14 protein-coding genes are annotated in these 18,782 nt (G+C 31.2%); 7 read left to right on the plus strand and 7 right to left on the minus strand.

The features are described from left to right. From J1D01_RS11000 to J1D01_RS11015, 4 genes are all read left to right on the plus strand, one after another. The coding region (locus J1D01_RS11000) for a gliding motility-associated C-terminal domain-containing protein (protein WP_421150847.1) at nucleotides 1-3,050 on the plus strand (3,050 nt) is incomplete at its 5' end. Nucleotides 3,051-3,063: 13 nt separating this feature from the next. Further along, entirely contained in the window at nucleotides 3,064-3,993 is a 930-nt protein-coding gene (locus J1D01_RS11005) for a PorP/SprF family type IX secretion system membrane protein (RefSeq protein WP_372938038.1), read from the plus strand. Nucleotides 3,994-4,006: 13 nt separating this feature from the next. Further along, nucleotides 4,007-5,923 carry an OmpA family protein gene (locus tag J1D01_RS11010; protein ID WP_421150848.1) on the plus strand — a complete coding sequence of 639 codons (1,917 nt, stop codon included), beginning with the start codon at nucleotides 4,007-4,009 and terminating at the stop codon, nucleotides 5,921-5,923. Between the two features lie 65 nt (nucleotides 5,924-5,988). Next, nucleotides 5,989-7,908, plus strand: coding sequence for an OmpA family protein (locus tag J1D01_RS11015; RefSeq protein WP_421150849.1), 1,920 nt, complete (start codon nucleotides 5,989-5,991; stop codon nucleotides 7,906-7,908). Nucleotides 7,909-8,187: 279 nt separating this feature from the next. Here J1D01_RS11015 and J1D01_RS11020 read toward each other — a convergent pair whose 3' ends face one another. Together J1D01_RS11020 and pdxH are read right to left on the minus strand one after the other, a co-directional pair. Next, on the minus strand, nucleotides 8,188-8,682 hold the full coding sequence (locus J1D01_RS11020; protein WP_421150850.1) for a CAP domain-containing protein: 495 nt from the start codon (nucleotides 8,680-8,682) through the stop codon (nucleotides 8,188-8,190). A gap of 165 nt (nucleotides 8,683-8,847) precedes the next feature. Beyond that, nucleotides 8,848-9,495: a pyridoxamine 5'-phosphate oxidase gene (gene pdxH, locus J1D01_RS11025; protein ID WP_421150851.1), complete on the minus strand. Its 648-nt coding sequence runs from the start codon at nucleotides 9,493-9,495 to the stop codon at nucleotides 8,848-8,850. Nucleotides 9,496-9,583: 88 nt separating this feature from the next. On the opposite strand from pdxH, the gene J1D01_RS11030 reads away from it, so the two are divergent. Continuing rightward, nucleotides 9,584-9,997, plus strand: a complete 414-nt coding sequence (locus tag J1D01_RS11030) for a hypothetical protein (protein WP_372937353.1) — start codon at nucleotides 9,584-9,586, stop codon at nucleotides 9,995-9,997. Here J1D01_RS11030 and J1D01_RS11035 read toward each other — a convergent pair. The 5 genes from J1D01_RS11035 to rpsA form a co-directional block, all read right to left on the minus strand. After that, entirely contained in the window at nucleotides 9,994-10,899 is a 906-nt protein-coding gene (locus J1D01_RS11035; protein WP_372937354.1) for a ribonuclease Z, read from the minus strand. The genes J1D01_RS11030 and J1D01_RS11035 overlap by 4 nt on opposite strands. A gap of 81 nt (nucleotides 10,900-10,980) precedes the next feature. Further along, a complete protein-coding gene (locus J1D01_RS11040; protein ID WP_421150852.1) occupies nucleotides 10,981-11,313 on the minus strand; it encodes a ribonuclease Z in 333 nt (110 codons plus the stop codon). Nucleotides 11,314-11,316: 3 nt separating this feature from the next. Further along, nucleotides 11,317-12,246, minus strand: coding sequence for an aspartate carbamoyltransferase catalytic subunit (locus tag J1D01_RS11045; protein ID WP_076701008.1), 930 nt, complete (start codon nucleotides 12,244-12,246; stop codon nucleotides 11,317-11,319). 42 nt (nucleotides 12,247-12,288) lie between these two features. Then, nucleotides 12,289-12,828, minus strand: a complete 540-nt coding sequence (gene pyrR, locus J1D01_RS11050) for a bifunctional pyr operon transcriptional regulator/uracil phosphoribosyltransferase PyrR (protein ID WP_372937356.1) — start codon at nucleotides 12,826-12,828, stop codon at nucleotides 12,289-12,291. Nucleotides 12,829-13,162: 334 nt separating this feature from the next. Beyond that, nucleotides 13,163-14,998 (minus strand): 30S ribosomal protein S1, encoded by a 1,836-nt coding sequence (rpsA, locus tag J1D01_RS11055; protein ID WP_372937357.1) that lies wholly within the window; start codon nucleotides 14,996-14,998, stop codon nucleotides 13,163-13,165. A gap of 332 nt (nucleotides 14,999-15,330) precedes the next feature. On the opposite strand from rpsA, the gene J1D01_RS11060 reads away from it, so the two are divergent. Together J1D01_RS11060 and J1D01_RS11065 are read left to right on the plus strand one after the other, a co-directional pair. Then, nucleotides 15,331-15,711 (plus strand): LysM peptidoglycan-binding domain-containing protein, encoded by a 381-nt coding sequence (locus tag J1D01_RS11060; RefSeq protein ID WP_421150853.1) that lies wholly within the window; start codon nucleotides 15,331-15,333, stop codon nucleotides 15,709-15,711. 210 nt (nucleotides 15,712-15,921) lie between these two features. Continuing rightward, complete coding sequence (locus J1D01_RS11065; protein ID WP_421150854.1) at nucleotides 15,922-18,780, plus strand: sensor histidine kinase; 2,859 nt, start codon at nucleotides 15,922-15,924, stop codon at nucleotides 18,778-18,780. Nucleotides 18,781-18,782: the final 2 nt, after the last annotated feature.

Below are 18,782 nucleotides of genomic sequence, written 5' to 3' on the forward strand. Positions count from 1 at the left end.
CTACTGATATTAGTTCATTAACTGCACCTGATTTATGTGATGGTGGTGCTGTAAGCGTTGAATTTAATGTGACTGATTTATGTGAAAGTGGGCAAGACACGGCTACTTTTACTGTTACACCGCCTAGTGCTATTACTTATACAGCACCATCTAATGATTCTGTTACAGCTTCTGAGTTAGATGACCCAGACCCCACTACAGCACAAGCTAATCTTGATGCTGACCTTGCGGCGTGGATAGCTGCACAAGACGCAACAATTAATGGAAGCGTAGCTAATGGGTGTTCTCCTGTGATAACTAATGATTATGCTGGACAAACATTAACGTTCTGTTCTTCGGGTAGTGTTACCGTTACTTGGACAATTACTGATAAATGTGAAACTATTAATAATATCACAGCTACTTACACCTTTACACAACCAGATAGTATTAGTTTTACTAATCCTTCTAACAAAACTGTAGATACTTGCGACTTTGATAATGATGACCCAGCTATAGCGCAAACAGACCTTGATGCAAATATTGCCAATTGGGTAACAGAGCAAACTAATATCATTACTAGTACTCTTACTGGTGGATCTCCTGAAGTAACTCATGACTTTACTAACCAATCTATTGATTTGTGTACTGGTGGTTCTATAACCATCACTTGGTCTATTGATGATATTTGCGAAAATATTAATGTTGCGGCTACTTATACTGTAAATCCTGCTAGTGCTATTACTTATGATGCCCTTTCTGATGATTCTTCAGATGCATGTGAATTTAATACTGATGATTTAAATACTGCTCAAGCAGAACTTGATGCTGATATTGCAGCTTGGTATAATTCTCAACAAGGAATAATTAGTGGAAGTCTTACAGGTGGTTGTTCTCCAGTTATATCAAGCGATTATAACAATGACTCTATTGATTTCTGTACTGGTGGATCAATAACTATTACATGGACTGTTGAAGATTTATGTGAAACTTTCAACCTAACATCAACATATACATTTACCAAACCAACAGAACCCGTATTTGATCAAGCTACTTTACCAACAGACATAACAGTAGAATGTGATGCTGTTCCTGCTCCTGTAGTTCTAACGGCTTCGAATTCTTGTGGCGCTATTGATGTTGTATATACTGAAAATAGAATAGATGGCAATTGTGCTAATACTTATGTTCTTGAAAGAACTTGGGTTGCAACTAATATTTGTGATGTATCAGCTACACATAAGCAAACCATTACAGTTCAAGACACTACTGCTCCTGAATTGACATTACCGCCTAATGTTTCTGCTGAATGTAGTGATGATTTAACACCTGTTTCTTTTGGAACAGCAACAGCAACTGACAACTGTGATGACAATCCTGATATTACATTTATTGATGTTAAAACAGAAGGCCCATGCGAAGGTACATTTACTATTACTCGTACTTGGACCGCTACAGATGCTTGTGGAAACTCTGTAAGTAAAGATCAGATAATTTCAACATCTGATTTAACAGCTCCAGAATTTGATCAAACCGAATTACCTGGTGACATTACAGTAGAATGTGATGGGGTACCTGAAGCTGAAACCTTAACTGCTACTGATAATTGTGGTAACGCAACTGTAACAGTTCAAGACGAAAGAACTGACGGTAATTGCCCTTACAATTATATAATTAAAAGAACCTATACAGCAACCGATGATTGTGGGTTAACTAAAACTCATGTTCAAACTATAACTGTGCAAGATGTAACACCTCCAACTTTTGTTGAAACGCTTCCTCCTACAAATTTAGTTGTAGAGTGTGATGCTGTTCCAGAAGCCGAAATATTAACAGCTACTGATAATTGTGGTAATGCTTCGGTAACTGTAGAAGACGTAAGAACTGACGGAGATTGTCCTAACAGCTATGTTATTGCGCGTACATGGACAGCTACTGATGAGTGTGGGTTAACAACTACACATACTCAAACAATCATAGTTCAAGATACTACAGCTCCAGTGTTTGAATCTAATCTTCCAACTGATATCACAGTTGAATGTGATAATATTCCAGATGTAGAAACATTAACTGCAACTGATAATTGTGGTGATGCAGAAGTAACCGTAGAAGATGTAATAACTGATGGTGATTGCCCTAACAACTACATCATTAATAGAACCTATACAGCTACTGATGAATGCGGATTAACAACAAAACACACACAAATAATTACTGTTCAAGATACTACAGCCCCTACTCCAACTTCAACATATGAAGAAACATTAGATGTAAGCTGTACAGACATTCCTGATGCTCCAGAGTTAGAGTTTGAAGATAACTGTTCTAACAATCTAACTGTAGTGTTTAATGAAACTAGTACTTATGAAGAAAATGTTTATGAAGACTATATAATTACTAGAACATGGACTGTAAAAGATGAATGTAACAATGAAGCTATATACACTCAAACTCTTAACGTTATTTTAGATGAAATAATTACAGACATTGTTGCTCCAGATTGGTGTTTTGATGAAGGCATTATAAATATGAATGATTTATTACCAGAAGATTTAAACACTAACGGTACTTGGGAAATGTTAGAAGGTGATACTGCGGCAACATTAACAGGTAATATATTTGACCCTACCACCTTAGAATTGAGCTTTGATTTCTTACCTGATGACGGCGGAATTGATTACAGATTTAGATACACAACTACTAATGAAGGATGTATAAGTATCACAGAAATAACAATGAACATTCATGCAGACTGTGTTGTTTTACCATGTGGCGAAAAAGATGTAGATATATCTACCGCTATTACACCCAATGGTGATGCCTACAATGAAACATTTGAAATAAAAGGAATTGAACTATGTGGTTTTGAATATAATGTGAAAATCTTCAATAGATGGGGAGCCTTAGTGTACGAATCTGATGATTATCAAAATGATTGGAATGGTACTAGCTCTAAAGCATCTGTTGGTAGTGCTGGTAAAGTACCTAACGGAACATATTATTATATAATAACTATAAAAGATAGTGGATTGCCTCCATTTACTGGACCACTTTATATCGGAACCAAATAAAAAACCTTAACCTATGACACGTTTAAAACATTTAATATTAGCCTTTGCATTGTTTGGTTGTGCTACAGGAATTGCGCAGCAATTACCTCAATTTACACAATACATGTACAATACAATTTCTGTAAATCCTGCCTATGCTGGTAGCAGAGAGGCTTTAAGCATTGTAGGATTACACCGTAGCCAATGGGTTGGTTTTAAAGGTGGACCAATTACACAAACTTTTTCAATTCACACCCCTTTACGTAATGATAGAATTGGTTTAGGATTATCTTTTATAGAAGATGATTTAGGTCCGCAAAACTTTTCATACCTATATGGAGATTTCTCATATTCAATACCAACAGGATACGATGGAAAATTATCATTTGGATTAAAAGCTGGTTTTACACAGTTTAGTTTTGATACAGATTTTCGTCTAGATCCAGATAATCAAAATGACCCCTTAATTTATGGTACAGAAGACAGATGGACCCCTAATTTAGGTGCTGGAGTTTATTGGAGTACCAATAGAATTTATGCAGGCTTATCTGCTCCAAGAATATTAAATAACGACTTTAGCAATAAAAATGATGATTTTGAGGCTTTAGAACGTATTAGTTACTACTTTACAGTTGGCGGGGTGATAGACCTAAGTAAAAGCATTAAATTTAAACCAGCTGGTTTAATTAAAGCCACTAACGGAGCTCCTTTGTCTTTTGATTTAACAGCAAACTTCTTGTTTAATGAAAAGTTATGGCTAGGTGGCTCTTATAGAATTAATGAGCAAACTGCAGCTATTGGTGGAATTGCAGATTTTCAAATATCTAGGCAACTACGTATAGGTTACGCCTACGAAAAACCAATTTCAGATATTGCAGATTATACATCAGGAACTCATGAAATTTTATTAATGTATGAATTCAAATTCTTAAGTTCTAAACTAAAATCACCAAGATATTTCTAATATAAATCATGATATGAGATTAAAACATTACATATTAGTTTGTATCACACTAGCTTTAAGTTTTTCTGCTTTCCCCCAACAAGGAAGACAAAAAAGAGCAGATACTTTATTTAACAAATTTTCTTTTGTTAAAGCTGCTAAAGTTTATCAGGAACTTATTCAAAAAAATTATAATAAAGATTACGCAACAAGACGTTTAGCAGATTGTTACGCGTTAATGAGAGATCCTAAAAATGCGTCTCGTTATTACAAAAGTGTTGTTAAACAAGAAAATGTTCCTATTGATTATTACTATCGCTACGCACAAGCTTTACGCGGTATAAAAAAATACAAAGAGTCTAGTATCTGGTTAAAGAAATATAAAGATTCTGGAGGTGTTGTAAATTCTAACGACTTCTCAAAAGATGCAAATTTTATCACCAGTGTTTTCAATGCCAAAAAGCAATATTTTTTAGATAGAGTTAGATTTAACTCAAAATACAGTGATTTTGGTGCTTTTGAGCATAATGGCAAAGTATATTTTGCTTCTTCTAGAGATGAAGGTGTTTCTATAAAACGCTTATACGGTTGGAATGAACAACCTTTTTTAGATGTTTATGTAACAGATGTTGGATCTAGAAGAAATGTAGATCACACAGGAAAACTAAAAGGTGATGTCAATTCAATTTATCACGATGGGCCTGTTACTATTACTAAAGATGGTAAACACATGTACTACTCTAGTAATAATTTCAGTAATCAAATTGAATTTAAGGATAAAAAAGGCATGACCAATATGAAAATATACCGTGCTACCTATCGAGATAGTATTTGGACAGATATTGAAGACCTATCAATAAATAGTGATGCTTTTTCTACGCAGCACCCTGCATTAAATAAAGATGATAACAAACTTTATTTTGCCTCAGATAGACCAGGTGGTTATGGTGGTTCTGATATTTATGTAGTTGACATCAATCCAGATGGTACTTTGGGTGAGCCTAAAAACCTAGGTCCAATAATAAACACAGAAAATGCTGAAGGTTTCCCCTTTATAAATCAAGAAGATGTACTATTCTTTTCTTCTGATGGACATACTGGATTAGGACTTTTAGACATTTTTGCAACTATTAAAGATGAAGAAGGAAACATTGCCGATGTGGTTAATTTAGGAGTACCTATTAACTCAAACAAAGACGATTTTTCTTTTACTATGAACCCAAACGGTATAACTGGTTATTTTGCTTCAAATAGAACTGGTGGCCGTGGTTCTGATGATATTTATGCTTACCATAGAGAACCAACATTACATGTTGAAGGCGTAGTTACAGATGCCATTAATACACAACCTATTGAAGGCGCTAAAATTACTCTATTTGATGATAAAGGCAACCAAATTGCTTATATGGAAACTGATGAAAACGGTTTTTATCAAATAAACATAGACAGAAACCAAGATTATAAAATTGTTGCAAGTCAAGATAAATACATTGAAGATTATAGAGAATTCACTTCAAAAAATATTCAAACGGAGTTAATTACTATTAATGCTAATTTATTATTAAACCCAGTTCCTAACGTGGTGAAATTAGCAGAATTAAATACTATTTATTTTGATTTTGATAGTCATAAAATACGTGAAGATGCTGCCGAAGAACTTGATAAAATAGTTGATTTAATGACTAATGATTATCCAGAAATGGTCATTAGAATTGAATCTCATACAGACTCAAGAGGAGCGCTTACTTATAATGATAAATTATCTATTGATAGAGCTAATTCTACGTATGAATATTTAATTTCCAACGGTATAGATCCTGCAAGAATTACTGCACATGAAGGTTTTGGAGAACGTAGATTAACAAATGGATGTGAAGATGGTTCAAAATGTGAAGAGGAAGAACATCAATTAAACCGTCGTACACAATTTATTGTGGTAAAAATGGAATAAACTCACAACTATTTGTGTGTTTACATAAACTATAACCAGTAGATTTTTAATTTAAAAAAGACCCCATGAAATTAAAAAATTACATAATAGCCTGTTTTGCTATACTAATTAGTATTACTACGTATGCTCAATATGGCTCTCAAAAAAAAGCAGATAATTTATTTAATAAATTCGCTTTTGCAAATGCTGTAGAAGTATATCAAGAACTTATTAACAAAAACTATAATGCAGAATATGCTACAAGACAATTAGCAGATAGTTATGCATTTATGCGTAATCCAGATAGTGCTGTTGTTTACTATAAAAAAGTAGTTGAGCAAAAAAACATTCCTATAGCATATTATTATAACTATGCACAAGCATTAAGAGGGATAAAAGATTATAAAGAATCTCGTAAATGGTTACGCAAATACAAAAAAGAAGGTGGTAAAATTAATGATCTTAATTTTTCAAAAGACCAAGATTTTATAAGCTCTATTTTTAATGCCAAACAACAATACTTTTTAACCGATGTTAAGTTCAATTCAAAATATGCAGATTTTGGGGCCTATGAACATAACGGTACTATTTATTTTGCTTCATCAAGAGACGAAGGTGTTTCTTCTAAACATATTTATGGATGGAATGGAGAACCTTTTCTAGATATCTATACAACAAGCAATCGTACCGATAGTATTGTAAACCATAAATCTAAATTAAAAGGAGATGTAAATACTGTTTATCATGAAGGTCCTATTACCATTACTAAAGATGGTAAAACCATGTATTTCTCAAGAAATGATTACAATAAAAATATATTAGGTAATGATCAAAATGGCATTACTAATCTAAAGATTTATAAAGCCACATTAATAGATGGAGAATGGACTAATATTGAAGAACTTAGTTTTAATAACAATCAATATTCTAATGGGCATCCAGCTTTAAGTCATGACGAAACAAAATTATATTTTGCATCTGATATGCCTGGTGGATATGGTGGTTCTGATATTTATTACGTTGATATAAAAGAAGATGGTACATACGGAACACCACAAAACGCAGGAAGTATAATTAATACTAATAAAAATGAGCGCTTCCCATTTGTAAATAGTGAGGGTGTTTTATTCTTTTCTTCAGATGGTCATCCAGGGTTAGGCATGCTTGATATTTTTGGAACTGTTTTAGATAAAAACAACAATATAGTAAGCGTAATAAACTTAGGAGTACCAGTAAACTCCAGTAAAGATGATTTTTCGTTTTTTATGAATGAAGATGGGTTATCTGGTTTCTTTGCCTCTAATAGAAATGGTGGCGTTGGTGGTGATGACATTTATGCTTACGATAGAATTCCTAATTTAATTATTGAAGGCACCGTAACAGATGCCAATAGCAATGAACCCGTAGCTAATGCCTTAGTTACTTTAAAAGATATTGGTGGTAATAAAATTGCAGACTTAGTTACAGATGAAAATGGTTATTACCAAATAAATATTGATAGAGATTCTAATTATATTCTTGATACTAAAAAAGAAAACTATGTTGATAACACTAAAAATATTACCTCAAAAGGAATTAAAAAAAGTGTAACAAGCATAACAACAAATATATCGCTAAATCCGGTTTCTATTGAAGATATTCCTATTGAAGAACTATACCCTATTTACTTCGATTTTAATAAATATAACATTAGAGAAGATGGTACAGTTGAATTAGATAGAATTGTTAATTTAATGACAAATGTATACCCTAATATGGTTATTAAAATAGAATCTCATACAGACTCTAGAGGTCCTGATGCTTATAATCTTATTCTTTCTCAGGAAAGAGCAAAAGCAACATATGATTATTTAATTAAAAACGGTGTAGACGCTTCCAGAATTACAGAATATAAAGGTTATGGAGAAGAAAAACTAACCAATAAATGTGATGGAACAGCTAAATGTACAGAAGAAGAACATCAATTAAATCGCCGCACACAATTTATTGTTGTAAAAATGAAATAATAGATATTAATATATTATAACTCACAAACCATCATTAGAGATTAATTTTATTGATGGTTTGTGTTTTCATATACTAAGAAGTTTTAAAACAAATAATAACTATATAATAAAAAACCCTTTCAGAAATGAAAGGGTTTTACCTAAAGCTAAATTTAACAACAAAAAGTCATTAAAATAACCTATTTAATTTTTTAATTACACAATACCTCTATTATGTAAAGCTGCTAATAATCAGTAAATCAAATAAGGTTATTAGGTTTACGTAACTAATGAGTTACGCTATTTTTTTATGAAAATATTAGTGAAATACCATCTGCCTTTATCATTCATTTCAGCAGCAACATCACAATTGGTAAAATCACCTTCTATATTGGCTTTATGTCCTTCACTTTTTAACCATGCGTTTACAACGGTTTCTGCAGTACTATAACCGTAAGCAACATTTTCAGATACTTTTACAGCTCCGGCATTTTCTTTTAAATAATTACTACGTGTATAAAAATAATCATGAGAAACCTCTCCTGTATCAAGCATATAATCTGTATGACTGTATGCAACAGATTTAACTATGGTCATACTTTCTAAAGGTTTTAAGCCTAAAGATAACCTGTAGTCATTTATATACTCTAAAATTTCAATTTCTATTGATTTTGTTTCTGGTGTAATAAGGCTTAACTCTATTTCTTCAGTCTTATCATCTAAACTGTCTGTTGAGCAAGAGAAGCTCAAAACAGCTAATAGCGCCAATAATGGCAGTTTTGTTAACAACTTCATAAGTAGGTAAATTTAGATTTGGTCTTATAAAGTTATTAACTATATACTGCTACTACATATGTTAAATATTAAATTCGATAAACGACATATTTCAAATCGATTAAAAACATATTTTAACGATTAAATGTAATTCAACGTATTTATAAATGTATTTCATCGGGTTAATTAAGGAGATAATCGATTTATTTGCCAATTATAATCTGGCAAAAGTGTGTATCTTATTCTATCATGTAACCTATTAGGTCTACCTTGCCAAAATTCAAACTCTACTGGTTTTACAATATAACCACCCCAGTGTTTTGGTCTTGGTATTTCTTTACCACAATATTTAATTTCTAAGTCAGATAATTTTTTATCTAAAGATTCTCTATTATCTATAACCTCACTCTGGTTTGAAACTAAAGCCCCTAACTGGCTACCACGTGGTCTAGATTCAAAATAACCATCGCTTAAATTTTCAGCTATTTTTTCAGCTTTTCCTTTAATAATAATTTGACGTTCTGCACCATGCCAAAAAAACGATAAACAAACATTAGGATTTTGTTCTATTGCTCTCCCTTTTTCACTTAAATAATTGGTATAAAAAATAAAACCTTCATAGGTGTATTTCTTAAGCAATACTACCCTATTTTTTGGGTATCCATCAAGGCCAAAAGTAGAAATTGTCATGGCATTTGTTTCATCTTCTGTGAAAAATTTATCAACTTCAAAAAACCATTTTTGAAACAACTCCATAGGGTTTTCAGGTACTTCATTTAATAGTAACTCACCCTTTTCATAAGACTTTCTATAATTACTTAAATCTGTTTCCATAATAGTACAAAATAACAAAAATTAAATTTCACATTAGCTATTAAATATTAAAGAACTTTATTAAGTTTGATACCCCTAATAACTAATTATGAAATTTAAAAATTCTAAGTTTTTTAACAACCTTAAACATGTTGAAATTGTAAAGCCTTTTGGAAATTTTTATTTTTTTGAAAAATTTATCTTGTCTGAAATAAATGATGGAGTTCATTTTGATTGGGATATGATAAAAGAAGTTATGGATGAGGCTATTACCTTTTATGGAAGTGACGTGAAATTAGGCTACATTTCTAACAGAGTAAACTCTTACTCAATGAATCCTCAATCATGGAATATGGTTAAGGAAGAATACAATATAATTGTAGCAAGTGCCATTGTTACTTATAGCACCATGACTTTTATGAATGCTACAATTGAAAAACAGTTTTCTGATAATAGTATAAAAAGATGTTTGTCTTTAGAAGAAGCAATAAACTGGACAGTTAAATTAAAAGAGCTAAATTAAAACTCAAAAGTTTTACCATCTTCTGCTAGTTCAACTGGCTCAAATACTTCTTGTGCTTCTGTTTTAAAGCCACTAAGGTCTTTATAACGCGTAGAATAGTGGCCTAATAGCAACTTACCTACATGAGCCTGTTTTGCTATGGTAGCGGCTTGTTTTGCTGTAGAATGCTTAGTTTTTGGTGCTAAATGTGCTTGAGTTTCTAAAAATGTTGATTCATGATATAATAAGTCTACATTTTTTATTAATGGTACAATATCTTCTTTATACATTGTATCACTACAAAAGGCGTAGCTTTTTGGTTTCTCCCCACTTTTTGTAACGGTTTCATTTTTTATTATTACTCCATCTTCATTTTCAACATCAAACCCTTGTGTTAGTTTTCTATAATAAGCTACATTAATATTAGCTTCTTCAACCTCTTTAATATTTAATTTTCGTTTTCCTTCTTTTTCTTTAAATAAAAAACCATTGGTATATACTCTATGATTTAAAGGAATGGTATGTACTTCTACCTTTTCGTCTTCAAAAATTAATTCAGATTCTGTTGAAGTCAATTCATGAAAAATAAGATTATAATTTGTCCATGAATCGGCTAATTTCATTTGTAACGTAATAACTTCTTTAATTCCTTTTGGGCCGTAAATATGCAAGTCTGCTTCTCTAGTAAGCAGTCTGAAGGTTGAAATTAAGCCAGCTAAACCAAAAAAATGATCGCCATGTAAATGAGAAATAAATACGTGTTTAATTCTATTAAACTTTATTTTGTGTCTTCTTAGCTCTACTTGGGTACCTTCTCCGCAATCAATTAAAAACATATGTCCTTGCGTCTCTAAAACCTGAGATGTTGGATTAGTTAAAATTCTTGGTGTGGCACTATAACAGCCTAAAATGGTTAATTTCATTAATTATTTTTGTTGTTCATTTGCTTGTTGTTTTGTTGTATGCTACAAGCTTAACAACCTAACAGTTAACAAATTTGTATTTTAAAGCCCTAAATCTCGCTCCATTTCTTCCATTTCAATAATATCATAAGCTTCTTGTATGGTAGGTACAACAATAATTTCATCTGGAACTTCTTCTAAATCTATTTTATTAGTAACTATTACAAAAGATTGTTTAGCTGCTCTATGTGTATTAGATAGTTGTAAAAACTCAACTATTTCTTCTATACTAATTTTGTTTAGTGTAGTTAAATTAACTATAATATTATTGTTTTTATATTTTGGGTATAAAGTCTGAAGTTTTTTAACCAACTCTACAGTTGTGGCTTTTTCTTGAGTTATAATTGTAATATTTCCGTCTTGATCAAAAATCATAATTTACTGTTTTATTTTAGATGCTAGCAAATAAATAACAGCCATTCTTATTGCTACACCATTTTCTACTTGGTCTAGAATAATAGATTGATTAGAATCTGCTACATCACTTGTAATTTCAACACCTCTGTTAATGGGTCCGGGATGCATGATTGTTATTTCTTTATCTAAAGAATTTAACAACTCTTTACTAACACCAAACTGTTGTGTATATTCTCTTGTTGATGGAAAATAACTTATATCCATACGTTCATTTTGTACACGTAACATATTTGCTACATCACACCAATTTAATGCTTTACGTAAATTTGTTTCTACTTTAACCCCTAGTTTATCAATATACTTTGGCAATAAAGTTTTAGGACCACAAACCATAACTTCTGCGCCTTGTAATTGCAACGCAAATATGTTTGATAAAGCTACCCTACTATGTAAAATATCACCAACTATTACTATTTTTTTACCGCCTACTTCACCTAGTTTTTCTCTTATAGAATAAGAATCTAAAAGTGCTTGTGTTGGGTGTTCGTGTGCACCATCACCTGCATTTACAATACTTGCATTTACATGTTTTGATAAAAATATTCCTGCTCCAGGATTAGGGTGACGCATAACAACCATATCAACTTTCATTGATAAAATATTGTTTACTGTGTCAATTAAAGTTTCACCTTTTTTTACTGATGATTGTCCTGATGAGAAATTTATAACATCTGCAGATAAACGCTTTTCGGCTAGTTCAAATGATAATTTTGTTCTTGTGGAGTTCTCAAAAAATAAGTTGGCAATGGTAATATCTCTTAGCGAAGGTACTTTTTTAATAGATCTATTAATAACCTCTTTAAAATGATCGGCTGTTTCAAAAATAAGTTGAATATCTTTTTGGTTGAGATATTTAATTCCTAATAAGTGATTAACACTTAATTCGCTCATTGTTAAGTTTAAGGTTTAAAGTTTAAAAACTTTAGTTAATATTTATGTTTCAATTAAGTAAACAGCGTCTTCTTTATCATTTTCCTTCCAGTTTACTTTTACTTTTTCTTTGTTTATAGCATCTACTTGACGGCCTCTGTAATTAGGCTGAATTGGCAAATGCCTACTAAAACGTCTATCAATTAACGTTAAAAGTTCTATTTCATTGGGTCTTCCAAATGATTGAATTGCTGTTAATGCAGACCGAATGCTTCTGCCTGTATATAAAACATCATCTATAAAAACTACATTTTTATTCTCAACCAGAAAGTTAATTTCAGTAGTGTTGGCTTCTAGAATTTTTTCTCCCCGTCTAAAATCGTCTCTAAAAAATGTAATATCTAGATGTCCTAATTGTATATCTTTAACTTTATAGTCTTCGGTTAGCATTTTAGCCAAACGATTTGCTAAGTATTTACCTCTGGGTTGTATACCTATTAAAACTGTGTTAGAGAAATCATTATGGTTTTCAATGAGTTGACAAGCCAATCGGTGAAGAATGATGTTTACCTCTTTTGCGTTAAGTAAAACTTTTTGACTCATATACTATCCAAACGTATTTGGAATACAAAGGTAATGCAAAAAATTAGAAGTAAAAACCATTATTGTCAAACTTTATTTGGCGCAACCCAAAAGGGTCGGGCTATCCGCTGCAAGTCCTCGCTCTCACGCTTAGGCGTAGAAGCTGTGGGCTTTCCACTACTATCCCTTGCGCACCTGTTCGCAGCGGTAGTTCTTAACCGTCACTGCGAGGAGGCACGACGTGGCAGTCTCTTTATCTATAAACAGATTGCTTCACTGCACTCACAATGAACGTATAAAAAAAAGCCTCCAATTTCTTGGAGGCTTTAATTTATTTAGAAAATCTTAATTTTAATTAAGATTTTCCGTCTAATTTATCTTTAAGCGCTTGTAAAGCATCATTTGCATCACCTAAAGTAGGTTTAGCTTCTGCCGCCGCTGCTGCTGCTTTTTTAGCTGCCGCTTTAACGTTTTTAGCTTCCTCTTCTTTAAAGATTGCTGTATGCGATGCTACAACACGTTTAAATTCTTTGCTAAACTCAATGATTTTAAATTCAGCTTCTTCTCCTTTTTTAAGTTTGCTACCATCTTCTTTTTCTAAGTGACGAGAAGGTACAAATGCAACAATATCATCATTAAATTTAACAGTAGCTCCTTTGTCAACTATTTCTTCAATAGTTGCTTTGTGAGTTGTATCTAAAGCAAATTCTGTTTCGTATTTATCCCATGGGTTTTCAGTAGTTTGTTTGTGACCTAAACTTAATTTACGTCCTTCAACATCTAATTCTAATACAATAACATCTAATTTATCTCCTACAGAACAGAACTCACTTGGGTGCTTAATTTTTTTAGTCCAAGATAAATCTGAAATATAAATTAATCCGTCAATACCTTCCTCTAATTCTACAAAAACACCAAAGTTTGTAAAGTTACGAACAACACCTGTATGCTTAGAACCTAATGGATATTTACCTGTAATATCTGTCCATGGATCTGGAGTTAATTGCTTAATACCTAAAGACATTTTTCTGTCTTCTCTATCAAGTGTTAAGATAACTGCTTCAACTTCATCTCCAACAGAAACAAAATCTTGAGCAGAACGTAAATGAGTAGACCATGACATTTCAGAAACGTGAATTAATCCTTCAACACCATCAGCTACTTCAATAAATGCGCCGTAATCTGCAATTACAACAACTTTACCTTTTACTTTATCACCTACTTTCACCTCTTCTGCAAGAGCTTCCCATGGGTGTTTACTTAATTGTTTTAATCCTAATTGGATTCTTGATTTATCTTCATCAAAATCAAGGATTACAACATTAAGTTTTTGGTCTAATTCTACAATTTCGTTAGGGTGATTAATTCTAGACCAAGAAAGATCTGTGATGTGAATTAATCCATCTACACCACCAAGGTCAATAAATACGCCATAAGAAGTTACGTTTTTAACAACACCTTCTAATACTTGACCTTTTTCTAACTGACCAATAATTTCTTTCTTTTGTTCTTCAATATCAGCTTCAATTAAAGCTTTATGAGAAACTACTACGTTTTTAAATTCGTGGTTAATTTTTACAACCTTGAATTCCATAGTTTTGTTAACATACTGGTCGTAATCTCTAATTGGTTTTACATCAATTTGAGATCCTGGTAAGAATGCTTCAATTCCAAAAACGTCTACAATCATACCACCTTTAGTTCTGCATTTAACAAAACCGTTAACAATTTCACCAGTTTCGTGTGCTTTATTTACACGATCCCACGCTTTAATTACTCTTGCTTTTCTGTGAGATAATACTAATTGTCCTGTAGCGTCTTCACGAACATCAATTAATACCTCTACTTTATCTCCTACTTTTAAGTTTGGATTGTAGCGAAACTCATTTAATGAAATAACACCTTCAGATTTTGCATTGATATCAATAATTGCATCTCTATCAGAAATGTGAACTACTGTACCTTCAACAACTTCATCATTTAAAGTGTCTACAAAATTTTCTGCTACTAATTTTTCAAATTCTTCTAGTTGTTTATCATCAACTTCATCAATACCTTCTTGGTAATTGTGCCAGTTAAACTCTTTTAAGAATTTTTCAGGATTTGCTTGAGCTTCAGATACTACTGGAGCTTCTTCTACTGTTGAAGTTTCTTGTGCTTCAACTTCAGCTTGTTTTGCTTTTTCAGCCATTTAATAATTAAACAATGTTTAAATTCCCATATTATAAAAGGAAAAGTAACTACATTGTGATTTGTATTCTGCATGCTTGGAAAGAATTAAGCAAATAACACACAGAAGTGTTAATTTTACTACTATTTCGTTCCTTTTGTCTTTCCATAATTCGCCAAAAGGAGCGCAAAAATACATATTATTGACTTAATTACCTAAAAATGAACAAACAATATTAAATGTGACTATTTAAAATATCTTGTGTCTTAATTAACAGAAACTTAAATTTTAATAAGGTATCACCTTAATAAATTCATTATATTTAACCTTAACATTAACATAAATTTTTAAAAATGGCAGTAAAAGCAAAATACCAAGAGATTTTAGATTTAGGAGAATCTTTAAATATTCAAAACGGCGATGTGCAAGTTGAAGGCGATATGCTTAAAGTATGGGGTACAGCAAATACTCAATATGAAAAAAACCTAATTTGGGATAAGATTAAAGAAATTGGTGGCGAAAACCCATCTGATATTATGGCAGATATTAAAGTTGCAGACGAAAGTGTTTACCATAGACATGTTGTAAAAAGTGGTGAAACCTTAGGTAAAATAGCAAAGCATTACTATGGTGATGCCATGAAATATAAAGAAATTTTTAATGCTAATAGTGATATTTTAAAAAACCCAGATTTAATTTATCCAGATCAGGAACTAATTATTCCAAATTTATAGAAACTTAATCTATTTATATTTAAGCGGCTTTATGCCGCTTTTTTATTTGCTATTTTTTAATTTTTTAATGATTTATAGTGTTTTAAGAAGAAATATATCTGTTTTTAGAAAATTCTTATTTAAAAACTTGGTAATATGTGATAAGTTTGTTTTGTGACTCACAAAAACCTTAAAAATATTATTTTAATAGTATTGATAATTAATACTTTGATGGTATTGGGACAAAACCCAACACATAACTACCTACAAAATATTTCGGCTTTACCTGATACCGAATTTTATGATGTCTTAGAAGACCAACAACACTACATTTGGTTGGCCGCAGATAAAGGGCTTTTTAGATATAACGGAAAAGATTACAAACACTATAGTCACCCTGAACAAAAATCAAATTCACTATTTCAATTAAAATTTGATGCTAAAGGACAACTTTGGTGTAACAATATTTACGGACAATTATTTTACATTGAAAATGACACACTAAAACTGTTTTATGATGCTAGCAAATTAGTAAAAGGGCAATTGGCACCCTATGAAATTTTAGAAAACAGCATTCGGTTATTTACCATAACAGGAATTTACGATATTGATAAACTTACTAAAAATATCACCAAAGTTTTTGAAGGCATGTGTATTAGCAATGCCAATGATGGTAATTCTAATTATACCTTTGTTATTAATTTTGAAGGCGATTTAGAACGCCATCGTATTTACAAATTTCAAAATGAACAAGCCAAAAAAATTCTAGAAATTACAAGCTTAACACGAATACAATCTCCTAAAATTTTTGTGTTTAACAAGGCTGCTTTTTTCACTCATAAAAGTACCAAAGAAAATATCATTTATTTAATAGACAAAACTAAAAACACCTCTAAAAAGCTAAAAACACCAAAACAATTACAAAATGAAACTATTTATAATCTTCTAAGTTTTAATGATGATTATTGGTTTTTAACTAGCTCTGGCATATTTATATTTTCATTAAATCAAAATACTTTAGTCTTTAAGGAACAACTTTATAAAACAGAATCTATTACAAATGTTGAAATAGATTTTAATAACAATTATTGGTTTACAACTTTAGATAATGGTGTGTTTGTATCTCCTAACCTCAATATTAGACGTTTAGAATTAAGTAATATTGAAGCCAAAGTAACAGCTTCTGTTGGATTAGATAATAATCATTTTGTGTTGGGTACAAACAACGGAAAGTTGCTGTTTTATAACCAAGATAAACTTATAAAAACTTTACAATTACCAGGTAAAAAAATTATTGGTAAACTCCATTTTAATTCTCAAAAACAAAAACTAATTGTTAGTATTAATGCTTCAGAATCTTTTTTAGTTGATTTAAAAACCGATAAAATTACTGACGTAAATAACCGGTTTTCAGTTGCCAAAACATTTTCAAAAATTGAAGATAATTCCTTGTTTTATGGCAACTACCGGCAAGGTATAGTATATAAAAATCCTTTTACTTCACCACAAAAACAAGTAATTCGAGAAAGCCGTGTAAAAACATCAGTTGTTTTGGGTAATCATCTTTTTGTGGCATATATTGATGGGTTTTATAAATACAATTTAAAAACTTTTTCTTCAGAAGAAATAACTTTCAACACAAAAAAAATATTGGTTAATGCTATTACAAAAAATGAAAACACAATTTGGTTAGTAACACAGCATAATGGATTATTAAAATTTGAAGACAATACGTTATCGCAACCAAATATTCAACTACCTAAAAATCTTCAAATTAACAACATATATTGTGATAATAATTTATTGTGGATTTCTACAGACATAGGTTTATTTCAGTATCATATACAAACCAAAATCCTTAAATCTTTAAGTGCCCAAGACGGTTTAAATACAGCGGTTAATAGCTTTTTAGTACTTCAAGACAAAATTATTGTAATTCTACCAAAGGTATTTTACATACTCCCAAAAAACAAGGACTTATTCAAGGCTTTTAAAACATCCAATATAAAAATAGAAACGGTAAGTATTAATGACTTAGACACCTTAGTACAAGCCAATTATAAATTACCATACAATCTTAATAAAATTGGTATTACATTCAACTCTAACGGGTTTCAATCTAACCAACATGTTAAATATCAATACCGTGTAAAGCAGATTGATACAAGTTGGCAAAATATCCCTTTAAACACCCACTTTGTCAATTTTAATAGTCTATCTAGTGGCACGTATACTTTTGAACTTAAAGCTAAAAATATCAGTGCAAAAACACCTGTTTTTGCTACACCAATTACTTTTATTATAACAAAACCATTTTGGGAAACCTATTGGTTTTACGGTTTGGTTTTAGCATTTATTATTGGGGTGATTTGGTTGTATTTTAGATGGCAATTACAACAAAAAGAAGCACAACGCATTGATGAAATTGATAAAATTTTAATCGATAAAAAAATAACCAATTTAAGATTAGAAAATCTGCGCTCGCAAATGAATCCGCATTTTATTTTTAATGCTTTAAATTCCATTCAAGATTATATTGTTTCAAACGAAAAAGAATTAGCAAGTTCGTATTTAGTAAAGTTTAGCCGATTGATACGTATGTATTTAGATTACAGTCAGCAAAACGAAATTACTTTAGAAGAAGAATTAAACGCCTTAAAACTGTATTTAGAATTAGAAAAAGTACGTTTTGAAGATGAATTAGAATACAATATTACTGTTGATAATCAGTTGAATACGAAACAAATAAAAGTACCGTCATTATTCATTCAACCATATGTAGAAAATGCCTTAAAACATGGTTTGTTACATAAATTAAACGACCGAAAATTACATATTGAAGCTAAAATTATTCAGCAGAATAAATTAGAAATTACAGTTGAAGATAACGGAATTGGTCGTGAACAATCCGAAAAATTAAAACGACCAAACCAACAACACAAACCCTTTGCTACCAAAGCAAACAAAGAACGTGTACACCTTTATAAAAACAAATTAAAACGTGATATAACCATTACTACCAACGATTTGTATGACAAAAATAACGAAGCTGCAGGTACAAAAGTGGTCATCACCATGCCAATACATTAAAA

The sequence above is a fragment of the Seonamhaeicola sp. NFXS20 genome (genome assembly GCF_049132085.1).
In the GTDB taxonomy this organism is placed as follows: domain Bacteria; phylum Bacteroidota; class Bacteroidia; order Flavobacteriales; family Flavobacteriaceae; genus Seonamhaeicola.

Coding starts and splice junctions, on each gene's coding strand:
- J1D01_RS11035 (WP_372937354.1), bottom strand. CDS start 10,899: ATGAAATTAACCATTTTAGGCTGTTATAGTGCCACACCAAGAATTTTA.
- J1D01_RS11065 (WP_421150854.1), top strand. CDS start 15,922: ATGGTATTGGGACAAAACCCAACACATAACTACCTACAAAATATTTCG.
- J1D01_RS11060 (WP_421150853.1), top strand. CDS start 15,331: ATGGCAGTAAAAGCAAAATACCAAGAGATTTTAGATTTAGGAGAATCT.
- pdxH (WP_421150851.1), bottom strand. CDS start 9,495: ATGGAAACAGATTTAAGTAATTATAGAAAGTCTTATGAAAAGGGTGAG.
- J1D01_RS11020 (WP_421150850.1), bottom strand. CDS start 8,682: ATGAAGTTGTTAACAAAACTGCCATTATTGGCGCTATTAGCTGTTTTG.
- J1D01_RS11045 (WP_076701008.1), bottom strand. CDS start 12,246: ATGAGCGAATTAAGTGTTAATCACTTATTAGGAATTAAATATCTCAAC.
- J1D01_RS11015 (WP_421150849.1), top strand. CDS start 5,989: ATGAAATTAAAAAATTACATAATAGCCTGTTTTGCTATACTAATTAGT.
- rpsA (WP_372937357.1), bottom strand. CDS start 14,998: ATGGCTGAAAAAGCAAAACAAGCTGAAGTTGAAGCACAAGAAACTTCA.
- pyrR (WP_372937356.1), bottom strand. CDS start 12,828: ATGAGTCAAAAAGTTTTACTTAACGCAAAAGAGGTAAACATCATTCTT.
- J1D01_RS11040 (WP_421150852.1), bottom strand. CDS start 11,313: ATGATTTTTGATCAAGACGGAAATATTACAATTATAACTCAAGAAAAA.
- J1D01_RS11005 (WP_372938038.1), top strand. CDS start 3,064: ATGACACGTTTAAAACATTTAATATTAGCCTTTGCATTGTTTGGTTGT.
- J1D01_RS11010 (WP_421150848.1), top strand. CDS start 4,007: ATGAGATTAAAACATTACATATTAGTTTGTATCACACTAGCTTTAAGT.
- J1D01_RS11030 (WP_372937353.1), top strand. CDS start 9,584: ATGAAATTTAAAAATTCTAAGTTTTTTAACAACCTTAAACATGTTGAA.